Source organism: Amycolatopsis sp. NPDC051061 (assembly GCF_040682935.1).
Taxonomy (GTDB): domain Bacteria; phylum Actinomycetota; class Actinomycetes; order Mycobacteriales; family Pseudonocardiaceae; genus Amycolatopsis.
The window spans coordinates 13,175-29,410 of sequence record NZ_JBFBBZ010000014.1; the positions used below are offsets into that span (position 1 = coordinate 13,175).

Genomic DNA, 16,236 nt, shown 5'->3' on the forward strand with positions numbered 1-16,236 from the left:
CCGCGCCACACCCCCCGGCCGCCCCCCCCGCCCCCGGGGGGGGGTGGTGTCTCCTCTCCCAAGCGGCCCCGCCCCTCCGCCCCCCCCCCCCCACCACTTGCGCCGATGCTCAGGCGACCGCGGCGTCACCCGTGTACGTCACCGTTTTCCAGCCGCAGCCACCGGTCGATCCCGATGCGGTCGAGGAACCGCTCGTCGTGGCTCACGACGACGAACGCGCCGCGGAACGCCGTCAGCGCGCTCTCCAGCTGCGCGGTGCTGACGAGGTCGAGGTTGTTCGTCGGCTCGTCGAGCAACAGCAGCTGCGGTGCCGGTTCGGCGAACAGGACGCAGGCCAGCGTGGCGCGCAGCCGTTCGCCGCCCGAAAGAACGCCCACCGGCAGGTGCACGCGCGAGCCGCGGAACAGGAAGCGGGCCAGCAGGTTCATCCGCTGCGACGGCGGCAGCGCGGGGGCGGCCGCTGCCAGGTTCCCGGCCACCGTCCGGTCGTCGTCGAGCAGGTCGAGACGCTGGGACAGGAACGCGATCCGGCCGTCGAAGCGCGACACCGAACCGCTGTCGGGCTCGAGGTCGCCCTTCAGGATCCGCAGCAGCGTGGACTTCCCGGCGCCGTTGGGCCCGGTGAGCGCGATCCGCTCGGGGCCGCGGATCGCCAGGTCGACGCCGGCCGGGAAGAGGCCGCGCGCCCGCAGGTCCTCGGCGAGGAAGAGCGTGCGGCCCGCCGGGACCTCCGTCCGCGGCAGCTCCAGGCTGATCTTCCGCTCGTCCCGCCGTGCCCGCTCGGCCTGGTCGAGCTTGGCCTTGGCCGCGTCGACGCGCGCCGCGTGCGTGCCGTCCGCCTTGCCGGCCGACTCCTGCGCGGTGCGCTTCATCGTGCCCGCGAAGATCTTGGGCAGCCCGGCGTTGCCGAGGTTGCGCGACGCGGTGCTCGCACGGCGGGCGGCGCGTTCGCGAGCCTGCTGCATCTCCCGTTTCTCGCGCTTGACCTCCTGCTCGGCGTTGCGGATGTTCTTCTCGGCGACCTCCCGCGCGGCTTCGACGGCCTCTTCGTAGGAAGTGAAGTTCCCGCCGTGGAACCGGATCTCGCCGCGGTCGAGCTCGGCGATCCGGTCCATCCGGTCGAGCAGCGCGCGGTCGTGGCTGACCACGACGAGGCAGCCCGACCAGTCGTCGAGCACGCCGGACAGCTTGCGCCGGGCGTCGCGGTCGAGGTTGTTGGTCGGCTCGTCGAGCAGCAGCACGTCCGGCCGCTTGAGCAACTGCGCCGCCAGCCCGAGGGAGACGATCCGGCCGCCGGACAGGGTGCCGAGCGAACGGTCGAGCGCGACGTCGAGGCCCAGCCGGTCCAGCTGGCCACGCGTGCGCTCCTCGATGTCCCAGTCGGTGCCGATGGTCGTGAAGTGCGCTTCGTCGACGTCACCGGACTCGACGGCCGCGATGGCGTGCAGGACCGGCGCCACCCCGAGGACCTCGGCGACGGACGGCTCCCCGCTCAGCGGCAGGTCCTGCGGCAGGTAGCCGAGGACACCGTCGGCGGTGACGCTGCCCGCCGACGGCTTCAGCACCCCGGCGACCAGCTTCAGCAGCGTCGTCTTGCCGGAGCCGTTCGGGGCGACGAGCCCGGTGCGGCCGCCGGGGAAGGTGGCGGACAGCCGGTCGAAGACGGGGGTGTCGTCCGGCCACGAGAAGGACAGGCCGGACAGGACGATTTCGGACATGGTGCGGACCTCGGTGTGGTGCGAAGCGAAAGGGGACGTCGAAAGCGGCCCGCACCGGCACTGCCGGGGGCCGCACGCTCCGGAGCTATCCGGAGATGTCGACGTCACCTGCCACGAGTGGTCTCCTCCACGAGATCTTTCCCCGCGAAGATAGCAGGATTGACGGCGCGGGCGCCGGGTAACCGCCCCGGATGCGCATCGTGGTCACCGGAGCGACCGGCAACATCGGGAGCGGCGTCGTCGCCGCATTGAACGCCGACCCGCAGGTCGAGACGGTCGTCGGGCTGGCTCGACGGCCGGCCGAGGGCGTCGTCACGGCCGACGTCGAGCGCGACGACCTCGTGCCGCTCTTCCGCGGCGCCGACGCGGTCGTCCACCTGGCCTGGCTGTTCCAGCCCACGCGCCGCCCGGAACGCACGTGGCGCGCGAACGTCCTCGGCTCGCTGCGGGTGTTCGACGCGGTGGCCGCGGCCGGGGTATCCAAGCTCGTCTACGCGTCCTCGATCGGCGCGTACTCACCGCGGGAGGACGACGAACCGGTCACCGAAGACTGGCCGACGCACGGCTGGCCCGGTGCGGCCTACACCCGCGAAAAGTCCTATGTGGAGCGTTACCTCGACGCGTTCGAGCAGCGCCACCCGAAGCTCGCCGTCGTCCGGATGCGTCCGGGCTTCGTCTTCCAGCGCGCCGCCGCCACCGAGCAGCGCCGGCTGTTCGGCGGGCCGTTCATCCCGGGCTCGCTCGTGCGGCCCGGCCTGATCCCGGTCGTGCCGGACGTTCCCGGGCTGCGCGTCCAGGTCGTGCACACCGACGATCTGGCCGACGCCGTCCGCCGGGCGGTGACGCGCCCGGTGCGCGGGGCGTTCAACGTCGCGACCGGCCCGGTCGTCGACCCGCGGTTCGTCGCGGACCTGCTGGGCGCGCGCACGGTGCCGGTGCCGGCCGCGGCGGTCCGGGCGGCGGTGAGCGCGGCCTGGCGGCTGCGCGCGGTACCGGCGACGCCCGGGCTCTTCGACGCGGTGCTGCGCCTGCCGGTCATGGACACCTCCCGCGCGGAGTCCGAGCTGGGCTGGCGGCCGCGGCACGACGCGGCGTTCACGCTGAAGGAGTTCCTCGCGGGCCTGCGCGAAGGTGCGGGCGCGGACACGGCGCCGCTGGCCCCGGACCGGCACCGGCTGCACGAGATCGCGACGGGCGTGGGCCGGCGTCCCTAACCGGTGGACGGTGCCTTGCTGAGGTCCACCACGCAGAAGCGGTTGCCGTCCGGGTCGGCGAGGACGACGAAGTCCGGCTGCGCGGGGTAGCGGTCCCAATCGACTTCTGCGGCGCCGAGGCCGATGAGCCGGGCGACCTCGGCCTCCTGCTCCGCCGTGGTGTCGACCAGCAGGTCGAGGTGCACGCGCGGGTACGGCTCGACCGGCGACTCGCTGTGCATGAGCGCGAGCGCGTGGCCGGAGCCGTCGGCGTGCTCCAGCGTGCGCCACCGGTCACTGGCCCACTCCTCGGTGATGACGAGGTGCAGCGCCGCCGACCAGAAGGCGGCGGCGCGCGCGACGTCGGACACGCCGAGCACCGGAAATCCGAGCCGGAGCACGGCTCAGTGCCCCTGGATCTCCGGCTCGGGGTACTCACCGCGGCTGCGGTCGATCGCCGTCGTCGCGATGCCGAGCGCGATCATCGCGACGCCGAGGCCGAGGTGCAGCCAGTCGTCGGCGTTGTCGACCGGGATGAAGTTGGCCGGGCTGTCGTGGTCCATCGCCAGCCCGAACACGAAGAGCAGGACGTAGACCCCGCCGCCGATCATCAGGAACGCCCGCGAACCGCCGTTGCCGCGGGCGGCCAGCACGCCGAGCACCCCGAACACCAGGTGGACCAGGTTGTGCAGCACGGAGACGGTGAACACGCCGAAGAGGCGCGCCCCCGACTCGTGGCCGGCGAAGTGCAGGTCCGCGTACCCCGCGGTGATCCCCGGCACGAACCCCAGCACCCCCACCAGCAGGAACGCGACCCCGAACACCATGGCGGCGGTCCGCGCCGCGCTCCGCCGTGACCGGACTTCCGTCGTCATGACACCTCCGCATGTCTCGAACCGGTCGGCTACCCGGCCCGGGCGCGGACAAACCGGTCACGATGCCGCGGCGGCGCGCACTTCCTCCAGTACCCGGCGCAGCGGCTGCCCGGTGGCCTCCGCCGCCGCCTTCACTTCCTCGTACTCCGGCTGCGCCGTCACGACGACCCCGTTCAGGTACCCGCGCTTCACGCTCACCGGGCGCCCGCGGTAGTCCACGGTGACGCTGTCGCGCGGCAGCGACCGCCGCTCCACCGGGGACAGCCGTACCCCGAGCGTCGACGTGTGGGCGAACACCGCCGCGCAGACGCCGTCGACGCGGTCGTCCGCCGCCAGCGCCGTCAGGACCATGCCCGGCCGGCCCTTCGGCGCGGTCACCGGCGCGCACCACGCGTCGGCCGCGCCCGCGCCGCGCAGCGCCGCCAGGACTTCGGGCCACAGCCGGGGATCGAGGTCGTCGACCGTCGTCTCGACGACGGTCATCTTCGCGCGCACCCACGTGCGGTCCGGTTCCGAAGCCGAGCCGACGACCACCCGGACGATGTTCGCGTGCCCGGGCGGGTCGGCCGTGCCCGCGCCGACCCCGACCTTGACCGGCACGCAGGCCGGCATCGGGCCGTACGCGCCGGCGAGCGTGACGAGCAGCGCCGCGCCCGTCGGGGTGCACAGCTCCCGCGCGGCGGGGTGCGCGGCGACCGGCGCCGACGCGCCGGTGAGCAGCGCGAGCACCGCGGGCGGTGGCACGGTGAGCCGGCCGTGCGCCGCGGTCACCGTCCCGCCGCCGACGGCGATCGGCGACACCGTGACGGTCGCGTCCAGCAGGCCCAGCGCCTCCAGGCCGAGCGCGCACCCGACGATGTCGACGATCGCGTCCAGCGCGCCGACTTCGTGGAAGTGCACGCGGTCCCGGTCGATGCCGTGCACGGCGGCTTCCGCGTCGGCCAGCCGGTCGAACACCTTGGTGGCGAAGCGTTCCGCGGCGCCGGGCAACGCGGCGGACGCGATCAGGTCGAGGATCTCCGGGAGGTGCCGGGCGTGCCGCGTCTCGGGCGCCTCGACGACCACCTGGCGCGCCCGCAGCCCGTGCCGCCGCACCACCTGCTCGGTGAGCCGGACGTCGTCGACGGGCAGCCGGGAGAGTCCCGCGAGGACGCCGTCGAAGTCCGCGCCCGCGTCGACCAGCGCGGCCAGCAGCATGTCGCCGGCGCAGCCGTTCCCGGCGTCGATCCACGCAACGGTCACGGCGTCACCGACTGCCGGGCGACGCGGGCCGCGGCGACACCCGCGCCGAAGCCGTTGTCGATGTTGACCGTCACGACGCCGGGGGCGCAGCTGTTCAGCATGGTCAGGAACGCGGTCAGGCCGTCGAGGTGCCAGCCGTAGCCGACGCTCGTGGGCACGGCGATCAGCGGCGTACCCACGAGTCCACCGAGGACGGTGGGCAGCGCCGCCTCCATCCCGGCGATCGCCACGACGGCGCCGGCACCGGCGATCCGGTCGCGTTCGGCCAGCAGCCGGTGCAGCCCGGCCACGCCGACGTCGACGACGAGGTCCGGCTCCGCACCGAAGACCGCGATCGTCGTGGCGCACTCGCGGGCGACGGGCAGGTCCGACGTCCCGGCGCACACGACGGCCACCCGGCCGCGCGGTGCCGGCACGGGCCCGAGCGTCACCGTCCGGCCGGCGTCGTCGACGTCGGCCTCCGGCAGGCGTTCCCGGCACAGCGCCCGCGCCTCTTCGCCGACCCGCGTGGCGAGCACCGCGCGGCCGGGATGGGCCTCGTGCAGCCGCGCGAGCGCGGCCGTGATCTGCCCGGGCGTCTTTCCCGCGCCGAACACCACTTCCGGATCCCCCGTGCGCGCGGCCCGGTCGAGGTCCAATCGCGCAAAGCCCAGATCGGCGGTCGCCGCCGTAACCCCAGTCGATACCACCTTCGACACGTTAGCGTTCTCGAGTACCGTATGTAAACTGTTCCCGGGGGATGCCGCACGAATACGGCAATGGGTTGACTGGGTGGACCCGTCGCGATCGACTTACCACACGCAAGACGCCTCGAGCGGAGGACAAGTGCTGTTCTTTTGCCGAAATCGGATCACCGCGACCGCGCGACCAGCGGGGACGGAGTAATGGACACCGGAATCGAAGATCGGCTGCTGGACCGGGTCCGCGCGCTGGGGAGCGTGACCGTCGCGTTCTCCGGCGGGGTCGACTCCGCGCTCGTGCTGGCCGCGGCCGTGCGGGCGTTGCCGGCCGGGAGCGTGCTCGCGGCGATCGCCGACTCGCCCAGCCTCGCGCGGGCGGAACTCGTTGCCGCGCGGGGGATCGCGGCCGGTCTGGGGGTCGAGCTGGCCGAGGTCCCGGGTACCGAGCTGGCCGTTCCCGGATACCGGGACAACGCCGGCGACCGCTGCTACTTCTGCAAACAGGCCGTGCTCGGCGCGATCGGCGGGCTCGCGCTGCGGCGCGGGTTCGCGCACGTGGCGACCGGGACCCACGCCGACGACCACCGCGCCGTGCACCGCCCCGGCCTGCGGGCGGCCCGTGAGCTGCGCGTCGTCGAGCCGCTGGCCGAGGCCGGGCTGGGCAAGGCCGCGGTCCGGGCGCTGGCCGCCGCGTGGTCGCTGTCCGTGGCCGACAAGCCGTCGACACCCTGCCTGGCGTCACGTATCTCCGTGGGGGTGCCGGTCTCTTTAGGAAGGTTGGGGCTGGTGGAACGCGCCGAGATCGCGGTGGGCGCGCGGCTGGCGGAGGCGGGGATCCGCCCCCGTGACCTGCGCGTCCGCCTGCTCGGCCGGGGATTCCGGGTGGAGGTGGATGGTCCTGCGCACGCGGCCGTCGAAGCACGGCCGGGGCTCGCGGCCGCGGTGGTCGGCGAGCTCGGTGGCCTCGGCCTGAGCGGCCCGGGCGCGGTCACGGCCTATCGTGCGCCCGCGCTCGCGCCGCCGCCTTAGGTCCTTTCCCCCGCGCGTTCGCCGTGGTCATTTGTGCCGTCACCGAACGGGGTATGAAAAAACCACGTAACCGAACCCGCGGCTATCGCGTTGGATTTGTTCGTCGGCCAATTGCGACGATTCGTGTACGGTCCGCGTCGATCATTCGCCGGGATACCGTGCCGAAAACACCGTGTCGGTTATTACGTCTTGCCGAGCGCATTTTTCGGCTATGTTTCGGCGAGTTCGGCGCGCGGCGGCTGCGAGCGGTAGCCGTTCGCGCACGGTGGGGGAGGATCGAATGTACTTCGAGTTGCTCGGCACCTTGCGGGTCCAGCGCGACGGGGAGCGGGTGGACCTCGGCGGTCTCCGTCAGCAGCGGCTCCTGGTGATGCTGCTGCTCAGCGCGAACAAGGTGGTCGGCGCGGACCGCCTGCTGGAGGCCATGTGGGACGACGAGCCGCCGGCGACCGCGCGAAGACAGCTGCACAACGCCGTCGCCGCGCTGAGACGCAGCTTCGGGACGGCCAAGCACCTCGTCGTCAAGGACGGTCCCGGCTACCGCATCACCGTCGACCCGCACGGCGTCGACGCGCACCGGTTCACCGCGATGGTCGCGTCGGCTTCCGCCGCGGCCGCCGGCGGGCGCACCGCCGCGGCCGTCGAGCTCCTGGAAGCGGCACTCGCGCTGTGGAACGGGCCCGCGCTGTCCGGGTTGACCAGTCCGGCGTTCGAGATCGTCGCCGCGCGGTTCGAGGAGAACCGGCTGACCGCGACCGAACGGCTCATCGGGTTGCGCCTGGACGGCGGAGAGGCGTCGTCGCTCGTGCCGCAGCTGGGCGAGCTCGTCTCGCGGCACCCGCTGCGGGAGGAGACCCGCAAGCTGCTGATGCTGGCGCTGCACCGGTGCGGCCGCACGGCCGACGCGCTGAACGCGTACGAACAGGGCCGGCGGATGCTGCGCGACGAGCTCGGCGTCGACCCGGGGGCGAGCATCCGCGAGCTGTACGAGCGCATCCTGCGTGACGACCTGCCGAAGCGGCGGCCCGAGCCCGCCCCGGGCCGGTCGTTCCTGCCCTACGACACCGCGCACTTCACCGGCCGCGCCGAGGAGCTGCGGTTCCTTTCGGTGAGCCGGTCGGCGGGAACCGCGCTGAGCATCCTGGCCATCGACGGCATGCCCGGCGCCGGCAAGACGACGCTGGCCGTCCGGCTCGCCCACCAGCTGGCGCACCGGTTTCCCGAGGGGCACCTCTACCTCGACCTGCACGGGCACACGGCCGGGCGGGAGCCGCTCGAACCGGACGCGGCGCTGGAGCGGCTGCTGCTGGACTTCGGTCTCCCGCCGGACCGGATCCCTCGCGGCGGCCGGCAGCGCGCCGCGCGCTGGCGGGCCGAGCTCGCTGAGCGGCGGGTGCTCGTGGTGCTGGACAACGCCCTCGACGCCCGGCAGGTCCGCCCGCTGCTGCCCGGCACGGGGAAGGCGCAGGTGATCATCACCAGCCGTCGCCGCCTGGCCGGCCTCGACGGGGTGACGTCCCGTTCGCTGGACGTGTTCCCGCCGTCGGACGCGGCGGCGCTGTTCAGCCGGATCGCGGGACCGGACCGCACGGCGAGCCGGCCGGACGCGGTCGCGGAGGTGGTGGCCCTCTGCGGGCACCTCCCGCTGGCGGTCGCGATCGCGGCGTGCCGGTTCCACAACCGGCCGGCGTGGTCGCTCGAGGACCTGGCGTTCCGGCTGCGCGACCGCGCCACGCGCCTGGCCGAGCTGAGCCTGGAGGACCGCAGCGTGGCGTCGCGGTTCGAGGTGTCCTACGAGCGGTTGCCGGCCGCGCAGCGCCGGTTGTTCCGGGCCTTGGGTGCGTTCGACGGCGAGGAGCTCGACGCGGCCGACGCGGCCGTGCTGCTGGGACAGCCGGTGCCGGAGGCGGAGCGGTTGCTGGAGGAGCTGTTCGACGCCCACGTCCTGCGCCAGCGGACCGCGGGCCGGTACCACTTCCACGACCTGGTCCGGGAGCACGCGCGCGTGAAGGCGGTGGAGCACGAGTCGGTGTTGACGACCATCGGCCGCAAGAGGCTGACCGCGGTCGGCGACCTGGAGTGCAGCTTCGGCTGACCCGCTTTCCGTACCCGCACGGACGACACGCGTACCCGCCTGGGTGCGCGTGTCGTCCGTTTCGTCCGCGCCGGTGACCGGGCGAACGCGCTGTGCGACATCGATATCCGTTGCCTCGCAACGCCATCGCCGCCGATGCGGCACCGATGCACCGGCGAGGGTCCGCCGATGGTGTCACCGGGCAAGCTCGGTCGTGGAGTCAAAGACCGTGGTCCCGCAGCAGAAAGTGATGCCATGGAGTTCACCCGCAAGACCGTCCTGAGTCCCGAACTGCGGGCCCGGGTCCTCGCCGACCCGCGCATCGGCGGGGGGAACCTGCTGCCCGCCATGCTCGAGCTCAACCCGTACCCGGACGAGCCCTTCATCCACTCGCTCACCCCGATCCCGTACACCGACGGCGAAACGAAGCGCTGGTTCAGCCTCCGGGACCTCGACCACCTCGTGCAGAGCTGGTCGGTCTGGTACCTCGAGCGGGGTGTGCGGCCGCACGACCGGGTCGCCGTCTTCCCGCCCGACTCCATCCAGTACTTCCTGCACCTCTCGGCGCTCGCGCAGATCGGCGCGATCTCGATGCTCATCAACAGCAACGCGAAGCGCGACAGCGCCGTCGCGCTGATCGAGCGCAGCGGGGCCACCGGCCTCTACACCGACTCCGAGCGGCTCGACCGGATCGCCCCGGACCTCGACCGGCTGAACCTCGGGTGGGTCCACACGGGACAGGACGGGCCGCCGTCGGCGGTCCTGCCGGACGCCGACCGGTTCCGCCACCACCCGGACGACCCCGTCGGCCTCATGCACTCCTCCGGTACGACCGGGCTGCCGAAGCCGGTCATCCACACCCACAAGACCATTTTGGACGGTCCCAAGTGGCGGGCGGTGAACTACCAGGAGGAGCCGGACGCGCTCATCCTGAACGCGCTTCCGCAGTCGCACCAGGGTTGCGTGTCGTTCAACGCCTACGCCGTGCTGGGCGGCCAGCCGATGGTCGTCCACCGGGACGTCACCGGCGCCGAACTCGCCGACGCCGTCGAGACGCACCGGCCGAGCATGGTGATGGCGTTCGGCCACGCCTACCCGGAGCTGGCGGCGATCGAGACGCCCCGGGGTGCCCTCGACTCGGTGAACATCTGGGTGTCCATGGCGGACGCCATCCACGAGCGGCACCTGAAGAACATCCTGGGCCGCCGCTCGCCGGAGCGGCCGCCGGCCGCGTTCCTCGACCGGCTCGGCACCACCGAGCTGGGCTGGGGCGTGCTGATGCAGCCGCGCACCCTGGCGACCGAGCGCAACGACCGCTGCGTCGGCAAGTCGGTCGGGTTCGCCGAGGTCGCGATCGTGCGGGACAACGGCACGCTCGCCGAGCCGTACGAATACGGCTTGCTCGGCGCGAAGCCGCCGTCGATGACCGTCGGGTACTGGGGGAACCAGGACACCTACTACCGCAGCAAGCTCGCCGGGTACTGGCTGACCGGCGACGTCGCCTACCGGGACGAAGAGGGCAACTTCTACCAGGTCGACCGCGTGGTCGACGTCGTGCACACGGCCGCCGGGCCCGGCTACTCGGTGCTGATGGAGGAGCTGATCCTCAACGAGGTCGCCGGCGTCGAGGACTGCACCGTCGTGGCCGGCGGACACGGCGGGGAGCAGGTGGCCGTGGCCGTCGTGACCGGCCGGGACGTCGACGCCGGGAAGGTGCTGTTCGCGGCCAACGAAGCCCTGCGGGCCAACGGGAAGCCCGAGCTGTCGGTCGTCGAGGTCGCCACCGGCGACGACGACTTCCCGCTCGGCGTCACCGGCAAGTCGCTCAAGCGCTTCCTCCGGGACAAGTACAAGGACCTCGCCGTGCACGTCCGTGACCGCCGGGGCAAGAACCTCGCCACCAGCGACGCGCTGGCGTGAAAACCTCCGGAGAAGAGACGATCGCCGTGACTCACCAAGACCTCCTGCTCGTGTTCGACGAGACCGTGACCCGCGCCCGGGTCGACGGCTGGCTGCGGTACCTGGAGTCCGCCGGCACGCCGACGCAGGTGTACCGCCTCGGCGCCAGCCACGTCCTTCCCGTGTCCGGAGTGGACAACGCCGACCTGCTCGCCGCGGCGGCGGACCTGCCGTCGCCGACCCTGCGCGTGCCGCGGGTCGGCGAGGCGTGGCTGGGCCGCCGGGAGCTGCGCCCGGCCGGGACCGAGGTGGCCCTCGGCCCGGCCACGATCGGGGACGGCTCGGTGGCGGTGATCGCCGGCCCCTGCGCGGTCGAGACGCCGGAGCAGATGCTCGCCACGGCGGAACTCGTGGCCGAGCACGGCGCCGTCGCGCTGCGGGGCGGCGTCTTCAAGCCGCGGACGTCACCGCATGCGTTCCAGGGACGGGGGTTCACCGGGCTCGAGCTGCTCGTCGAGGCGAGACGGAAGACGGGACTGCCGTTCGTGACCGAGGTCGTCGACCCCGAGCACGTCAAGCGGCTGGCCGAGGTCGTGGACGGCTTCCAGATCGGCGCGCGGAACATGCAGAACTTCGCGCTGCTGAGCGCGGTGGGCCAGAGCGGCCTGCCGGTCGTGCTCAAGCGCGGGTTCGGCTGCACCGTCGAGGAGACGCTCGCCGCCGGGGAGTACCTGCTGCTGGAAGGCAACGACCAGGTGGTGCTGTGCGAGCGCGGCATCCGCACGTTCGAGCCGTCTTCGCGCTTCACGCTCGACCTGACCGCGGTGGCGCTGTGGAAGCAGCGCACCCACCTGCCGGTGATCGTCGACCCGAGTCACTCGGGCGGTCGTCCGGAGCTGGTGGAGCCGCTGTCGCTGGCCGCCATCGCGGCCGGGGCGGACGCGCTGCTGGTCGACGTCCACGTCCGGCCGGAGGAGGCGCTGTGCGACGCGAAGCAGGCGCTGCGGCCGGAGCAGTTCGCGGGACTGATGACCCGGCTCGCCGCCGCCGCGGCCGGGCTCGGCCGAAGCCTGCAGAGACGCTGACCAAGACCAGTACGGGAGTGGGAGACAGTGTTCGGGAAGACGTCGGAGATCGCCGTGGTCGGGCTCGGCCCGCGCGGGCTGTCGGTCGCGGAACGGTTGAGCGCCAACACGAACGCGCTCGTGCCACGCGGCCACCGGCTGGTCGTGCACCTCGTCGACCCGCGGCTGGCCGACGGCGGCCAGGTGTGGCGCAGTACGCAGGACCGCCTGCTGCTGATGAACACCGTCGCCGGCCAGGTGACCATGTTCGTCGACGAGACCGTCGACTGCGAAGGCCCGGTCGTGCGCGGCCCGAGCCTGTACGAGTGGGCGCGGTCGATCGCCCTGCTCGGCAGCCCGGACGTGCCGGACGCCGTCCGCGCCGAGGCGGCGGCGCTGGGCCCGGACGACTACCCGTCACGGGCCTTCTACGGCAGCTACCTGCGCTGGACGCGGCGGCGGATCACGCGCACCGCGCCGCCGTCGCTCGAGTTCGTGGCCCACCAGGCGCGGGCGGTCGACGTCCGGGACCGCCCCGACGGCCGGCAGGACGTCGTCCTGGCCGACGGGACGACCGTCGGCGGGCTGGCCGCCGTCGTGCTCGCGCTGGGACACCAGCCGCACGAGCTCAGCCCGGCCGAAGCGGGCCTGAGCCGGTACGCCGAGCGCCACGGCCTGCGCTACTTCGCGCCGGGCAACCCGGCTGACGCGTCGCCCTCGGGCGTGCCCGCGGGGGAGCCGGTGCTCCTGCGCGGGATGGGCCTGAACTTCTTCGACCACCTGGCCCTGCTCACCCTCGGGCGCGGCGGCCGGTTCACGCGTGAGCCGGGCGGCGCGCTCGCCTACGTCCCGTCCGGCCGGGAACCGCGGCTGGTCGCCGGGTCGCGGCGCGGCGTCCCGTACCAGGCCCGCGCCCGCAACGAGAAGGGCGCTTCCGGCCGGCACGAACCGCGGTTCCTCACCTCCGCGGTGATCGGGCGGCTGCGCGAGGGCGCCGACTTCCGCCGCGACGTCTGGCCGCTGATCGACCAGGAGGTCCGCACGGTCTTCTACGCGGCCCAGGTGCGGGAGCGCGGGTGCGCCTGCGACGTCGAGGCGTTCACCGAGGCGTTCGCCGCCGCCGGGCCCGCCGAGGTGCCGTCCGGCGGCGACCCCTTGGCGGTGCGGGAAACCGAGGCCCAGCGGATCGTCCTGGCCAAGTTCGGCATCGACCGGGCCTGGGACTGGCGGCGGGTGGCGACGCCCTACTCGGCCGCCGACCTCGCCTCGACACCGACGTTCCGCGCGTGGCTCCGGTCCGCTGTGGACACCGAGCTGGCCGAGGCGCACCAGGGGAACGTGACCGGTCCGCTCAAGGCGGCCACGGATGTCCTGCGCGACCTGCGCAACGAGATCCGGCTGGTCGTCGACCACGGCGGGATCTCCGGCGCCTCCTACCGCGACGACCTGCGGCGCTGGTACATGCCGCTCAACGCGTACCTGTCGATCGGGCCGCCCGCCGAACGCGTCGAGCAGTTCGGCGCGCTGCTGGACGCCGGCGTGCTCGAAGTGCTCGGCCCGGACGTGCGGATCGAGGGCGCCGGCGGCCGGTTCGTCGCGCGGTCGGCCGCGTGCCCCGACGTCGTCGTCGGGGCGAAGACGCTGATCGAGGCACGCCTGCCGGACACCGACCTGCGGCGCACGACGGATCCGCTGCTGCGGACGTTGCTCGCCCGCGGCGAGTGCCGCCCTTACCGCATCGGGGAGTTCGAGACGGGCGGCTTGGCCGTGACGCGGCGGCCGTACCACGTGCTGGACGCCGGGGACCGGCCGCACCCGCGGCGGTTCGCGTTCGGCGTGCCGACCGAGGCCGTGCACTGGGTGACCGCGGCGGGCATCCGGCCCGGCGTCAACTCGGTGATCCTCGGCGACGCGGACGCGATCGCCCGCTCGTGCCTGCGGATCGCCGCCGAACACGACGACCTGGAGAGGACGGCATGAGCGAGCTGCTTTCCCCCGCGTGGGCCGCGACGGGCGCCGGCGCGCTGGTCGACGACCACGCGCTGCTGACCGCGATGCTCGACACCGAGGTCGCCCTCGCCGAAGCCCAAGCCGAGCTGGGCGTGCTCCCCGAGGAGGCGGCGAAGGCCATCCGCGCCGCCTCGGTGCCCGGGAACCTGGATCCCGCGGCCATCGCCGAGGGCGTCCGCGAGACGGCGAACCCGGTGGTGGCGTTCGTCGCCGGGCTCACCGCGGCCCTCGACCCGGCCGCCGCCGAGTACGTGCACCGGGGCAGCACCAGCCAGGACATCCTCGACACGGCGTTGATGCTGCTGTGCGCGGCCACGCTCGACCGGGTCACCCGGGACCTCCTGGCGACGGCCGGTCACCTCGCCGGGCACGTCCGGGCCCACCGGGACACGCCGATGGCCGGGCGCACGCTGACCCAGCACGCCGTGCCGGTGACGTTCGGGCTCAAGGCGGCGACCTGGCTGCACCTCGTGCTCGACGCCGTCGACCGCGTGCGGCGGGTGCGCGCGGACCTGCCGGTGTCGCTGGGTGGCGCGGCGGGGACGCTCGCCGCCTACGAGGAGTACGGTCCCGGCTCGCTGGAGCTGCCGGACCTGGTCGCGCGGCGGCTCGGGCTCGCACCACAAGTGCTGCCGTGGCACGGGATCCGCACGCCGATCGCCGACGTCGCCTCGGCGCTGCTGGTCACCACGGGCGCGCTCGGCAAGATCGCCGCGGACGTCCTCGTGCTCTCGCGCACCGAGATCGGCGAGGTCACCGAGGAGCGGGCGCCGGGCCGCGGCGCGTCCTCGGCCATGCCGCAGAAGCACAACCCGGTGTTCGCGACGCTGGTGGCGACCGCGGCCCGGCAGCTGCCGCCGCTCGCCGTCGTGCTGTTCCAATCGATGACCGCCGAGGACGAACGGTCCTCGGGTGGCTGGCACGCGGAGTGGCAGCCGCTGCGGGACACCCTGCGCAGCACGGCCGGTGCCGCCGCCAACGCCGTCCGCCTGGTCGAAACGCTGCGGGTGAATCCCGAAGCGATGGCGGCGAACCTGCGGCTCACCCGGGGCGCGATCGTCTCCGAACGCGTCACCGCCGTCCTGGCCCCGAAGCTCGGGAAGGCGGCGGCCAAGCGCCTGCTGACCGACGCCACCGCCGAAGCCGAACGCACCGGCGCGGACCTGGCCGACCTGCTCGACGTGCCCCCCGACTTGCTGGATCCCGCGGGCTACACCGGACTCGCCGGCCCCCTGGCCGACCGCGCCCTGGCCCGCTTCGAACGCGAGGAGTCGCGATGACCACCCTGGAGTTCGCGCCCGAGCGCGTCGAGCCGATGCCCGCCGGCCAGCGCGAAGAACTGCTGCGCATGCCCGGCTTCGGCTCGCTCTACTCCGACCACATGGTGACCGCGCGGTGGACGGCCGGCCGCGGGTGGCACGACGCCCGGACCGGCCCGCTCGCCGCGTTCACCCTGCACCCGGCCACCATGGCGTTCCACTATGGACAGACGATCTTCGAAGGCCTGAAGGCGTTCTGGCGCCCGGACGGGCACCGCGTGCTCTTCCGGCCCCGCGACCACGCCGCCCGGTTCGCGCGCTCGGCCCGCCGGATGGCCATGCCCGAACTGGCGGAGGCGGACTTCGTCGCGGCGGTCGCGGCGCTGCTGCGCGTCGACGGCGCCTGGGTGCCGCGTCCGCGTGGCCAGAGCTTCTACCTGCGGCCGTTCCTGATCGCCGCCGAGACGCACCTGTCCAACCGGCCCGCCGAGGAGTACCTGTTCGCGGTGATCGGCAGCCCCGCCCGGCCCGCCACGGCCGAGCCCGCGCCGATCCGGCTGTGGGCGTCACCCGAGTTCGTCCGCGCGGCCGACGGCGGCACGGGCACGATCAAGTGCGGCGGCAACTACGGCGGCTCCTACATCGCGCAGCGGGAGGCCGCGGCGCACGGCTGCCACCAGGTCGTCTGGCTGGACGCGCGCGAGCGCCGGTACGTCGAAGAGGTCGGCGGCTCCAACCTGTTCTTCGTCGAGGGCGACCGGCTCGTCACGCCGCCGCTGAGCGGGACGCTGCTGGCCGGCATCACCCGCGATTCGATCCTGCGGCTGGCGGGACGGCTCGGCCTGACCGTCGCCGAGGAGCCGGTCACCCTCGAAGACTGGGCACGCGGCTGCCGGGAGGGGCGCGTCACCGAGACGTTCGCGTGCGGCACCGCCCGCGCCGTCGCGCCGGTCAGCCACGCCGTGACGCCGGACGGCGAGTGGGCGATCGGCGACGGCACCACCGGCCCGGTCACCCGCCGCCTGCTGAACGCCCTGCTGGACGTCCAGTACGGCGACGCGCCCGACGAGTTCGGCTGGCTGCACGCCGTCGACCCGGGTCGTGGTGGGGGGAGAGGGGGGGTTTGGGGGGGTGTTAGCGAGAGACCCCCCCCCCCCGCCCCCGCCCCCACCACCACAAGGACCACAACAACA

At 73.6% G+C, this 16,236-nt stretch carries 13 protein-coding genes; 8 read left to right on the forward strand and 5 right to left on the reverse strand.

Annotation, left to right across the window (positions count from 1 at the left end):
* Positions 1-125: 125 nt before the first annotated feature.
* Positions 126-1,718 (reverse strand): ABC-F family ATP-binding cassette domain-containing protein, encoded by a 1,593-nt coding sequence (locus AB0N03_RS20225; RefSeq protein ID WP_364373636.1) that lies wholly within the window; start codon positions 1,716-1,718, stop codon positions 126-128.
* 191 nt (positions 1,719-1,909) lie between these two features.
* Between AB0N03_RS20225 and AB0N03_RS20230 the strand changes: the two genes are divergently transcribed.
* Entirely contained in the window at positions 1,910-2,932 is a 1,023-nt protein-coding gene (locus AB0N03_RS20230) for an NAD-dependent epimerase/dehydratase family protein (protein WP_364373639.1), read from the forward strand.
* On the opposite strand, the gene AB0N03_RS20235 is transcribed toward AB0N03_RS20230, so the two are convergent.
* Genes AB0N03_RS20235 through larB form a run of 4 tightly spaced genes read right to left on the reverse strand, consistent with a single transcriptional unit; the run spans position 2,929 to position 5,717 of the window.
* A complete protein-coding gene (locus AB0N03_RS20235; protein WP_364373642.1) occupies positions 2,929-3,312 on the reverse strand; it encodes a VOC family protein in 384 nt (127 codons plus the stop codon). The genes AB0N03_RS20230 and AB0N03_RS20235 overlap by 4 nt on opposite strands.
* Positions 3,313-3,315: 3 nt before the next feature.
* Positions 3,316-3,786, reverse strand: a complete 471-nt coding sequence (locus tag AB0N03_RS20240; RefSeq protein WP_364373644.1) for a DUF4383 domain-containing protein — start codon at positions 3,784-3,786, stop codon at positions 3,316-3,318.
* Positions 3,787-3,843: 57 nt separating this feature from the next.
* The gene (gene larC / locus AB0N03_RS20245) at positions 3,844-5,028 is read right to left on the reverse strand and encodes a nickel pincer cofactor biosynthesis protein LarC (RefSeq protein WP_364373647.1); all 1,185 of its coding nucleotides are present in this window, start codon (positions 5,026-5,028) and stop codon (positions 3,844-3,846) included.
* Positions 5,025-5,717 carry a nickel pincer cofactor biosynthesis protein LarB gene (gene larB, locus AB0N03_RS20250; RefSeq protein WP_364373650.1) on the reverse strand — a complete coding sequence of 231 codons (693 nt, stop codon included), beginning with the start codon at positions 5,715-5,717 and terminating at the stop codon, positions 5,025-5,027. The genes larC and larB overlap by 4 nt, the downstream gene beginning before the upstream one ends.
* A gap of 195 nt (positions 5,718-5,912) precedes the next feature.
* Between larB and AB0N03_RS20255 the strand changes: the two genes are divergently transcribed.
* The 7 genes from AB0N03_RS20255 to AB0N03_RS20285 form a co-directional block, all read left to right on the forward strand.
* Positions 5,913-6,737, forward strand: coding sequence for an ExsB family transcriptional regulator (locus tag AB0N03_RS20255; protein WP_364373653.1), 825 nt, complete (start codon positions 5,913-5,915; stop codon positions 6,735-6,737).
* A 280-nt stretch (positions 6,738-7,017) separates the two neighbouring features.
* Complete coding sequence (locus AB0N03_RS20260; protein ID WP_364373656.1) at positions 7,018-8,832, forward strand: BTAD domain-containing putative transcriptional regulator; 1,815 nt, start codon at positions 7,018-7,020, stop codon at positions 8,830-8,832.
* 234 nt (positions 8,833-9,066) lie between these two features.
* Positions 9,067-10,731: a class I adenylate-forming enzyme family protein gene (locus AB0N03_RS20265; protein WP_364373659.1), complete on the forward strand. Its 1,665-nt coding sequence runs from the start codon at positions 9,067-9,069 to the stop codon at positions 10,729-10,731.
* 26 nt (positions 10,732-10,757) lie between these two features.
* Positions 10,758-11,795, forward strand: a complete 1,038-nt coding sequence (gene aroF, locus AB0N03_RS20270; protein ID WP_364373662.1) for a 3-deoxy-7-phosphoheptulonate synthase — start codon at positions 10,758-10,760, stop codon at positions 11,793-11,795.
* Positions 11,796-11,822: 27 nt separating this feature from the next.
* A complete protein-coding gene (locus AB0N03_RS20275) occupies positions 11,823-13,754 on the forward strand; it encodes an FAD/NAD(P)-binding protein (RefSeq protein WP_364373664.1) in 1,932 nt (643 codons plus the stop codon).
* Positions 13,751-15,064, forward strand: coding sequence for an adenylosuccinate lyase family protein (locus AB0N03_RS20280; protein WP_364373667.1), 1,314 nt, complete (start codon positions 13,751-13,753; stop codon positions 15,062-15,064). Before AB0N03_RS20275 ends, AB0N03_RS20280 begins: the two co-directional genes overlap by 4 nt.
* A partial coding sequence (locus AB0N03_RS20285) for a branched-chain amino acid aminotransferase (RefSeq protein ID WP_364373670.1) occupies positions 15,061-16,236 on the forward strand: 1,176 nt, incomplete at its 3' end. The genes AB0N03_RS20280 and AB0N03_RS20285, both read left to right, overlap by 4 nt.